Raw genomic sequence first — 8,428 nt, 5'->3', positions numbered from 1 at the left:
GATAGCGGCCGCCGCTGTCGTCAAAAAGAAAGGCGCCCTCGCCCCGCACGAAGGACAATTCGCTGCGGGCATAGGTCGGAAGAAGAGCCGACATGAAAGTTCCGTGATCTTGAAACAAAAGCGCCGCCAAGTGGCGGCGGCAAGCGATGTCAAAGTGTTAGGTCTGCGAACCATTTGAGTCAATCTGTCCTTATGACCCGCTTATCCAAAGTTTCTCCACGCTTCTATCAACGACTGGGTTTGTGCTCGGCTCTTAGTGATGGCAGAATCACATCGTTCCGGTGGAAAACGAGGCACACAAGCGTGGCGGACGCTTGTCGGTTCCTACCGGTGTTAGTAGGGTAATAATCGCTCGTCTACCAGATGTCGTAGGCACGCGGGACGATCGAGCGATCATTTCTCAGCAGTAAATCCGAGTAATTCGAAAAAATGCCGTCGCAACCGACGGGTGGAATCTGAGTCCAAACTGAGGAGGCCAAATACAATGGCTTGGACTGACGACAGAGTAGAACTGCTGAAAAAGCTGTGGTCCGAAGGGCTAAGTGCTAGCCAGATTGCGGCACGCTTAGGCGGCGTGACCCGTAACGCGGTGATCGGCAAAGTTCATCGGCTGGGGTTATCTGGACGTGCGACAAGCTCGCGTTCTAGCGTTCCACGGCCAAGGCGCAGTCATGCGCCCAGGCAGAACAGATCACCGTCAATGACCTTCGGCACGCGTGGCAATGTCGCGCTAAAGCCGACCTTTGAAGAGGGCTACGAGGCCGCGCCAGCACCGGCCCCGGTCGAGGAGTTGGTGATCCCGCTGCACGAGCGGGCGAGCATCCTTACCTTGAAGGAGTGCATGTGTAAGTGGCCCATAGGCGATCCGGCAGATGAGGACTTTCACTTTTGCGGGCGCACGAAAACTGGCTCCTCGCCCTATTGCGACTATCATTCTCGCATGGCGTTTCAGCCGGTTCAGTCGCGGCGGCGGGAGAAGCGCTCAGCTAGTGGCTGAGCTTCTCTTCCCCCCAACCCAAACAAGAGAAAAGGCGCCAGCAAACCTGGCGCCTTTTCCAATTGTCTTAAACTTTCGAGATGGGTCTTTGCGACGCAGTAAGGCTAAGCCGTTTCTTCGAGCTTATCGGAAAACGCGTAGCCCGCGCCCCGCACTGTCCGAACCGGATCTCGTTCGCTGCCACGCATCATGGCCTTCCGCAAACGGCCGATATGCACATCGACAGTGCGCTCGTCCACGTAGACGTTCCGTCCCCATACGCCATCGAGCAGTTGGGACCGACTAAACACACGCCCAGGGCTTTGCATGAGGAACTCCAAGAGCCGGAACTCCGTCGGACCGAGATGGACCTGACGTCCGTTTCGGGTAACGCGATGGGACTCGCGGTCCAACTCGATATCGCCCACGGACAGGACGGACGCGATCCGTTCCGGGCTCGTACGGCGGAGTATGGCGCGAACCCGCGCCATCAACTCAGGCAAAGAGAAGGGCTTAACCACATAGTCGTCAGCCCCCGTGGTCAGGCCGCGAATGCGGTCATTCTCTTCGCTGCGTGCGGTCAGCAGGATAATCGGTATCGAGCGCGACTCCTTGCCCGTACGCAGACGCCGACAAAGCTCGAGGCCGGATATTCCCGGCAACATCCAGTCGAGGACAATCAAGTCCGGTGAATTCTCCGAAATCGCCACCTCGGCCTCATCGCCGCGATGAACGACGTCGACGGCGAACCCCTCGGCTTCAAGGTTGTAGCGTAGGAGAAGAGCCAGCGGCTCTTCATCTTCCACAACAAGCACCTTCGCTCCCGCGGTCATGCTCTCCACCCGTCAGTTAGAACGATGTACGACGCAATGACGTATACGCCGTCGAACTGGTCGTATCCCCTTTGGGACGCTGGTCCGTGATGGGCCGACCGTGCACAAGATAGTAGACTGTCTCGGCGATATTGGTCGCGTGGTCGCCGACACGTTCAATATTCTTTGCGCCGAAAAGCAAATGCGTGCACAGACCAATGTTCCGCGGGTCCTCCATCATGTATGTCAGGAGCTCGCGGAACAGCGAGTTGTACATCGCGTCTACTTCTTCGTCCTTGTACCAGACATTCAGAGCACGCTCCGCGTCGCGCTCTATGAAGGCGTCGAGCACTTCCTTCAACTGGTTTAAGGACAGCTCGCCCATGTGTTTCAGCCCCATCATGAGCTGCTTAGGCTGCTGTTCGGTCACCACGGCGACAGCACGCTTCGCGATGTTCTTGCCGAGATCACCGATCCGTTCAAGATCGGACGAAATCCGCAACGCCGCCATGATCTGGCGTAGGTCGTAAGCCATTGGCTGGCGACGGGCGATCATGACAACCGCCTGCTCCTCGATCTCACGTTGCAGCTGATCGATTTCTTCGTCCTCGCCGATCGTGTTGGCGGCGAGATCAGGGTCGCGCCGATCCAACGCATCGAACGACTGCCCCAGGACTTTCTCCGCAAGTCCGCCCATTTTGGCGATCTTGTTGTTGAGGAGGGCAAGTTCCTCTTCGTAGGACCGAACGGTGTGTTCGCTCTGCTGTTCCATGGCGGGGGCTCCTGAGCGCCGATCCTAGCCGAACCGGCCTGTTACATAGTCTTGGGTTCGCTGATCGGACGGATTGGTAAAAATCGTTGACGTTGAGTCGACCTCGACAAGCTTGCCGAGGTGGAAGAACGCCGTACGCTGAGATACGCGTGCCGCCTGCTGCATCGAGTGCGTCACGATGACGATGCACAGGTTCTCCTTGAGTTCGTCGATCAAGGTCTCGATCGTCGCCGTGGCGATCGGATCGAGAGCGGAGCAGGGTTCGTCCATCAGCAAGACTTCGGGGTTAACCGATATCGCGCGTGCGATGCAAAGCCGCTGCTGCTGACCACCTGAAAGGCCCGTGCCTGGTGCGTCCAGACGATCCTTCACTTCTTCCCAAAGGCCAGCCCTGATCAGGCTTTTCTCGACAACGTCGTCCATCTCGGCCTTCGAAGAGCACATGCCATGCAGGCGGGGCGCATAGGCGACATTCTCATAAATCGACTTCGGAAAAGGATTGGGCTTCTGAAAAACCATGCCGACCCGCGCGCGGAGTTGAACCGGGTCGACTTCCGGATCATAGATGTCGTCGCCATCGAGGCGAATGTCACCCTTGATTTTGCAGATTTCGATCACGTCGTTCATGCGATTGAGGCAGCGCAAGAAGGTCGACTTACCGCAGCCTGACGGCCCAATCAACGAGGTCACAGACTCGCCGAAGATCTGGAGATTGACGTCGAAAAGTGCCTGTTTTTCGCCATACCAAAGATTGACGTCGGTGCAATCAAACTTCAGCTCGCCGAGTTCGGTAGATAAGGACTGATCGGCCTTCGGCGCGGCCGGCGCTTCGACCTTCGTCTCAGGTCTTTCTTCCACCTTCGCCTCCATAGCTTCGGTCCCTTCTACCATTTGCGCTCAAACCTGTTGCGGAGATAAACGGCCAAACTGTTCATAACGATCAGAAAGGCCAACAACACCATTGTTGCGCCAGCTGTACGCTCAACAAATCCGCGCTCAGCTGATGACGCCCACATATAGATCTGCACAGGCAAGCCTGTCGCGGGATCGAGCGGTGTGGATGGATAATCGACCACAAAGGCAACCATGCCAATCATTAGCAGGGGCGCCGTTTCACCCAAGGCCTGCACAAGCCCAATAATCGTACCTGTGAGAATACCAGGCAAGGACAATGGCAGCACGTGGTGGCCGATCACCTGTGTCTTGGATGCGCCGACACCGAGTGCCGCCTCGCGAATTGAGGGCGGGACCGCACGAATTGCTGCGCGCGTCGTGATAATGATCGTTGGTAGTGTCATGAGTGTCAGCACGAGACCGCCCACGAGAGACGCTGAACGCGGCAGACCGAAGAAGTTGATGAACACTGCGAGACCGAGAAGACCGAACACAATCGACGGCACCGCGGCCAGGTTGTTGATGTTCACCTCGATCATGTCGGCGATCTTACCCTTGGGTGCGAACTCTTCCAGGTAGAGCGCCGCGCAGACGCCCAACGGCACAGCCAAGAGGACGACGGTCAACATCATAAAGAACGAACCGATCAGCGCCACACCAAGGCCGGCAGTTTCGGGGTTACTCGAAGCACCATTGACGAAGAGGCCGGTGTTGAACCGCTTCTTCATATCGCCATTGGCAACCAGCTGGTCGATCCAGGCTATTTGCTGGTCGCTAACTTGGCGGCGGTCGCTCGGCGTCTCGCGATCGATCGATCCTTTAAGCAAGGCATCGGCGTTGTCGCTGGCAAGAAGCCAGACGTCCTGCGTCGTGCCGATGATCGAGGGGTCTCGGAGAACCATATCGCGGAGTTGCACGTCAACGCCACGGGACAATAGCTCGTTGACGGCGCGGCGCGTCTTACGATCTTTGGGATCGACGCCAAGCTCACTATAGAGCGCCTCGCGCGCGAGTTTCACATAGTTGGCACGGAAGAGCTCTTCCTCGTCATTTGGATTTCCAGAAGGATTGATGACTTCTTGGCTAAACGTGACCGGCAACTGAATCGACGTCTGCAAGAACGCGGACCAGCCTTGGCTGAAGATCGATCCAAAGAGGAACAGCAGGAAGGCAACAGCGAACACGATGGCGGCGATGCCGTACATGCGGAACCGACGCTCAGCTCGATGCCGCTTGCGCAGCTTCTTTTGCGCTTCTTCGCCTGTAAAGGACGCTAGGGAGGCGGTCTGATCGGTCATTATTCATACTGCTCCCGATATTTGCGCACGATGTAGAGCGCGTAGACATTCAGCGCCAAGGTGATGATGAACAGCGTGAGACCAAGAGCGAAGGCCACCAGCGTTTGTGGGCTGTTGAACTCAAGGTCACCAGTCAGCTGACTGACAATCTTGACGGTGATCGTCGTGACAGGTTCCAGTGGGTTGAGCGTGAGGTTGGCGGCGATACCGGCGGCCAGCACCACAATCATTGTCTCGCCGATGGCACGCGATGCCGCGAGCAGGACGGCGCCAACAATCCCCGGGAGCGCCGCTGGAAGAATGACCCGTTTAATCGTCTCGGACTGTGTTGCACCGAGACCGTATGAGCCTTCGCGAAGCGATTGGGGTACTGCATTGATGATGTCGTCGGACAACGACGACACAAACGGAATGATCATGACGCCCATGACGATGCCCGCGGTCAGCACGCTCGAGGCGGATATTTCCAGGCCAATATTGAAACCGAGGTCGCGAAGCAGCGGACCGAAAACCGACAAGGCGAAGAAGCCGTAGACGATCGTGGGAATGCCGGCGAGGATCTCAAGCACGGGCTTGGCAATCGCCCGAACTCTGGAACCCGCATATTCGGACATGTAAATGGCGGCGAAGAGCCCGACCGGCACCGCAACGAGAAGGGCGACGAAGCTGATGAATAGAGTGCCCCATAGCAACGGCAGGAGCCCAAACTGGCCTTCCGCCTGCCCTACTGTCGCGAAACGTGGATCCCAGACCGTCCCAAAGAGAAAATCGAAGGGCGCGACGAATTGGAAGAAGTGGATCGTCTCAAAGAGCACCGATAACACGATGCCAACAGTCGTCAGCACCGCCACTGTAGAGGCCGTGAACAGCCCACCGCGGATAACCCGTTCGACAATGTTGCGCGCACGCAACTCGGGGCGGATGCGCGAGAAACCCCATACGAAACCGATAGCCGCGAGAGCAAAACAGACAAGCGGTAGCGCCAACCTGCTGGTTTCCCGCGCCGCAGCGAGTTCGTCAGCGGCAGCGAGAATGGCGCGATCGGGATCGGACCCTAGGACAACCCCGTGCCGTGCCAGCACGTCACGACCATCGGTCGTTGTGACAAACCCCAAGCGAGCTTTGCGGAGTGTTTCGGACTCTTCAGGGCTGAGTTTCGGCAATCCCTCAGCGATCGTATCCACCACGCTCATGGTGAGCGCCCGCTGCGCATCGGTCCCTTCGAGAACCTGGGCCGGCAGTTCCTGCATAGCGACATATTGAGTGACGGGCCGTTCTGCCGCACTCCACAGCGCAAGCACAATGATGGCCGGGAGGGCGGTCAGAATTGCTAAGTAGTAGCCATGATACGCGGGACGCGAGTGGAGCTCGCGCTGCTGGCCGCCGCAAGACTGGATGCTGCGGAACCGCCCAATGAAGTAAGCGATAATCGCTGCCGCAACCAGAATGGCAAGTATTGTGAAACTGGACACCCGACGAGCCCCCTCGGCCGGTCATGCTCTTTTTCGTTGGCCCAGTCTTATCAGGGCCCGCCAGGGGAGCCGCGCCTTGTCGACGCCGCTCCCCCAACGCAACTAGCTGAACGAAGTCGTCAGCATTACATGCTGAGGACCTTGCCGTCCTTGATCTCTTGCTGAAGAGCCCGAAGCTCCTCCTCTGGGAGCGGCACGAGGCCGTAGTCAGCAAGCGGGCCGTCTGGGCCGATCATCTTGTCGCTGGTGAAGAACTCAACATACTCCTTCAGGCCAGGGATCACGCCGATGTGGTCCTTCTTCACGTAGAAGAACAGCGGGCGCGAAACAGGATATTCGCCTGAAGAGATCGTTTCCACGGACGGCTCGATACCGCTCATGGTCGCGACTTTCAGCTTGTCGGTATTGTTCTCGTAAAAGGACAGACCGAACACGCCAACGCCCGTCGGGTTGGACTGAAGACGGGCCAACGTCTCAGTGTAATCGCCGTCGATGTCCACCGCACCGCCGTCCTTGCGCACCCGATAACATGCTTTGCCGGCAGCCTTCTTATCCATGCCGCCATCCATGTAGATCTTTTTGCCGCCGGCGGCTTCACAGCCCGTTACGAGAACTTTCTCCTCGAAAACCTCGCGGGTACCATGCTTCTCGCCGGGGATGTAACCGACAATCTTCCAATCCGGAAGCTTGTCGTTCACATCCTTCCAGGTCTTGTGCGGATTCTCGACCATCTTGCCGTCAACGGGGATTTCCGCGGCAAGTGCGAGGTAGACGTCCTTCGGCTCAAGAGCCCAGTCTTCCTTGTTGATGTCCGTCGCGAACACAATGCCGTCGTAACCGAAACGTACGGGGATGATGTTCTTCACGCCCGCATCGGCACACGACTTGATCTCACCCTCGCGAATCTCGCGAGAAGAATTCGCAATGTCGATCGTCGATGCACCAACACCCCGGCAGAACTGCTTGAGGCCTGCGGACGAGCCACCCGACTCAACGACCGGCGCTTTGAACTTGGAGTAGGTTTTGCCGAAATCCTCGGCAACGATCTGCGCGTACGGCAGAACCGTCGAGGACCCGGCGACCTGAACCTGGTCACGGGCCAACGCGGGGCCACCCGTGCAAAAGGCGGCGACGGCAAGCGTCGACGCTGCGATAGCAATCCTGTTCACCATATAACTCCCTTGGCTTGGATAAGGGCGCTTGGAATAACGCCGGTGCCAGCGTGCCCTACGCCGCCAGCTCGTGGGCACGCTAATTGCCCTCGAATATTCTTTTATGACGCTGATGATTCTCTATTGTGACAGCATAGCGCACTGTTTTAGAACGCATTTAAGATTTGGACGCTGTGGACAATGTCGCACGGCCACCTGAGGGCTGTGCCTCGTTAAGCATGACGGTGAATGTCGAACCCTGTTTGGGCTTCGAGGAGATCGCCAATTCGCCGCGATGCCTGTTCAAAATGTGCTTCACGATGGCAAGTCCCAACCCGGTTCCACCCTTTTCGCGGCTGGAATCGACATCGACGCGGTAGAACCGTTCCGTCAAACGCGGCAAGTGCTCGTCCGCAATGCCTGGGCCATTGTCGATCACCGAGATCGCGAAGCGGCTGCTTGTCTGAGCACTGAGCGACCGGATGTGTCTGGCCTCGATGCGCACGTGTCCGCCGGGCCGGCCGTATTTCAGTGCATTCTGAACGAGGTTTTGGAGGACTTGGAGAAGTTCATCGCGGTCGCCGCGCACAATGGCCGGCTCTGCGAAGCGCTCAACTTCCAGGGTCGCATCGTTGTTTGCCGCAATGGGCTCTAGTGTATCGCGGGCATGCCCCAACACGTCATTCAGGTCGACCAGATCGCTCGGTGGGACGTGAGCGTTCATTTCGAGCCGGCTCAAGGATAACAAAGCATCGATCAGGCGGGTCATCCGCGCTGCCTGCTCGGCCATGATAGGCAAGAAACGTTCGCGCGCGGCTTCGTCCTCCTTAGCCGCGCTCTGTAGCGTCTCGATGAACCCGCGCAAAGACGCCAGTGGGGTCCGCATCTCGTGGCTGGCGTTTGCGATAAAGTCCGTCCGCATCTGGTTAATGCGCTCGCCTTCCGTGAAATCACGCAGCAGAACCAGAATATCGCGGTTGGCGTCTCCCCGCCGCCCAAGCGGCGCCACGGTGGCCTCCATACGCCGTTCGACCGGCACACGCTCGGCGTAAA

8 protein-coding genes are annotated in these 8,428 nt (G+C 58.0%); 1 reads left to right on the top strand and 7 read right to left on the bottom strand.

Going from position 1 to position 8,428, the window contains the following annotated elements; translation table 11 throughout:
* The first annotated feature begins 484 nt into the window (after nucleotides 1–484).
* Nucleotides 485–997: a GcrA family cell cycle regulator gene (locus AC33YF_RS11810; RefSeq protein WP_491777404.1), complete on the top strand. Its 513-nt coding sequence runs from the start codon at nucleotides 485–487 to the stop codon at nucleotides 995–997.
* Between the two features lie 104 nt (nucleotides 998–1,101).
* Here the strand turns inward: AC33YF_RS11810 and phoB are convergent, their stop codons facing one another.
* From phoB to AC33YF_RS11775, 7 genes are all read right to left on the bottom strand, one after another.
* Complete coding sequence (phoB, locus tag AC33YF_RS11805; protein ID WP_491777403.1) at nucleotides 1,102–1,809, bottom strand: phosphate regulon transcriptional regulator PhoB; 708 nt, start codon at nucleotides 1,807–1,809, stop codon at nucleotides 1,102–1,104.
* Between the two features lie 16 nt (nucleotides 1,810–1,825).
* Entirely contained in the window at nucleotides 1,826–2,560 is a 735-nt protein-coding gene (gene phoU, locus AC33YF_RS11800) for a phosphate signaling complex protein PhoU (RefSeq protein WP_491777402.1), read from the bottom strand.
* Nucleotides 2,561–2,584: 24 nt separating this feature from the next.
* Nucleotides 2,585–3,430 (bottom strand): phosphate ABC transporter ATP-binding protein PstB, encoded by an 846-nt coding sequence (pstB, locus tag AC33YF_RS11795; protein WP_491777406.1) that lies wholly within the window; start codon nucleotides 3,428–3,430, stop codon nucleotides 2,585–2,587.
* A gap of 14 nt (nucleotides 3,431–3,444) precedes the next feature.
* On the bottom strand, nucleotides 3,445–4,752 hold the full coding sequence (gene pstA, locus AC33YF_RS11790; RefSeq protein ID WP_491777401.1) for a phosphate ABC transporter permease PstA: 1,308 nt from the start codon (nucleotides 4,750–4,752) through the stop codon (nucleotides 3,445–3,447).
* On the bottom strand, nucleotides 4,752–6,197 hold the full coding sequence (gene pstC, locus AC33YF_RS11785) for a phosphate ABC transporter permease subunit PstC (protein ID WP_491777405.1): 1,446 nt from the start codon (nucleotides 6,195–6,197) through the stop codon (nucleotides 4,752–4,754). The genes pstA and pstC overlap by 1 nt, the downstream gene beginning before the upstream one ends.
* 152 nt (nucleotides 6,198–6,349) lie before the next feature.
* Entirely contained in the window at nucleotides 6,350–7,393 is a 1,044-nt protein-coding gene (locus AC33YF_RS11780; protein ID WP_491777400.1) for a PstS family phosphate ABC transporter substrate-binding protein, read from the bottom strand.
* Between the two features lie 160 nt (nucleotides 7,394–7,553).
* A partial coding sequence (locus AC33YF_RS11775; RefSeq protein ID WP_491777399.1) for an ATP-binding protein occupies nucleotides 7,554–8,428 on the bottom strand: 875 nt, incomplete at its 5' end.

Source organism: Methyloceanibacter sp. (assembly GCF_058506495.1).
This window is presented reverse-complemented; position numbering and strand designations above follow the sequence as displayed.

Excerpts from the sequence above, each read along its gene's own strand:
- AC33YF_RS11810 (WP_491777404.1), top strand. The coding sequence starts at position 485 with ATGGCTTGGACTGACGACAGAGTAGAACTGCTGAAAAAGCTGTGGTCC.
- phoB (WP_491777403.1), bottom strand. The coding sequence starts at position 1,809 with ATGACCGCGGGAGCGAAGGTGCTTGTTGTGGAAGATGAAGAGCCGCTG.
- phoU (WP_491777402.1), bottom strand. The coding sequence starts at position 2,560 with ATGGAACAGCAGAGCGAACACACCGTTCGGTCCTACGAAGAGGAACTT.
- pstB (WP_491777406.1), bottom strand. The coding sequence starts at position 3,430 with ATGGAGGCGAAGGTGGAAGAAAGACCTGAGACGAAGGTCGAAGCGCCG.
- pstA (WP_491777401.1), bottom strand. The coding sequence starts at position 4,752 with ATGACCGATCAGACCGCCTCCCTAGCGTCCTTTACAGGCGAAGAAGCG.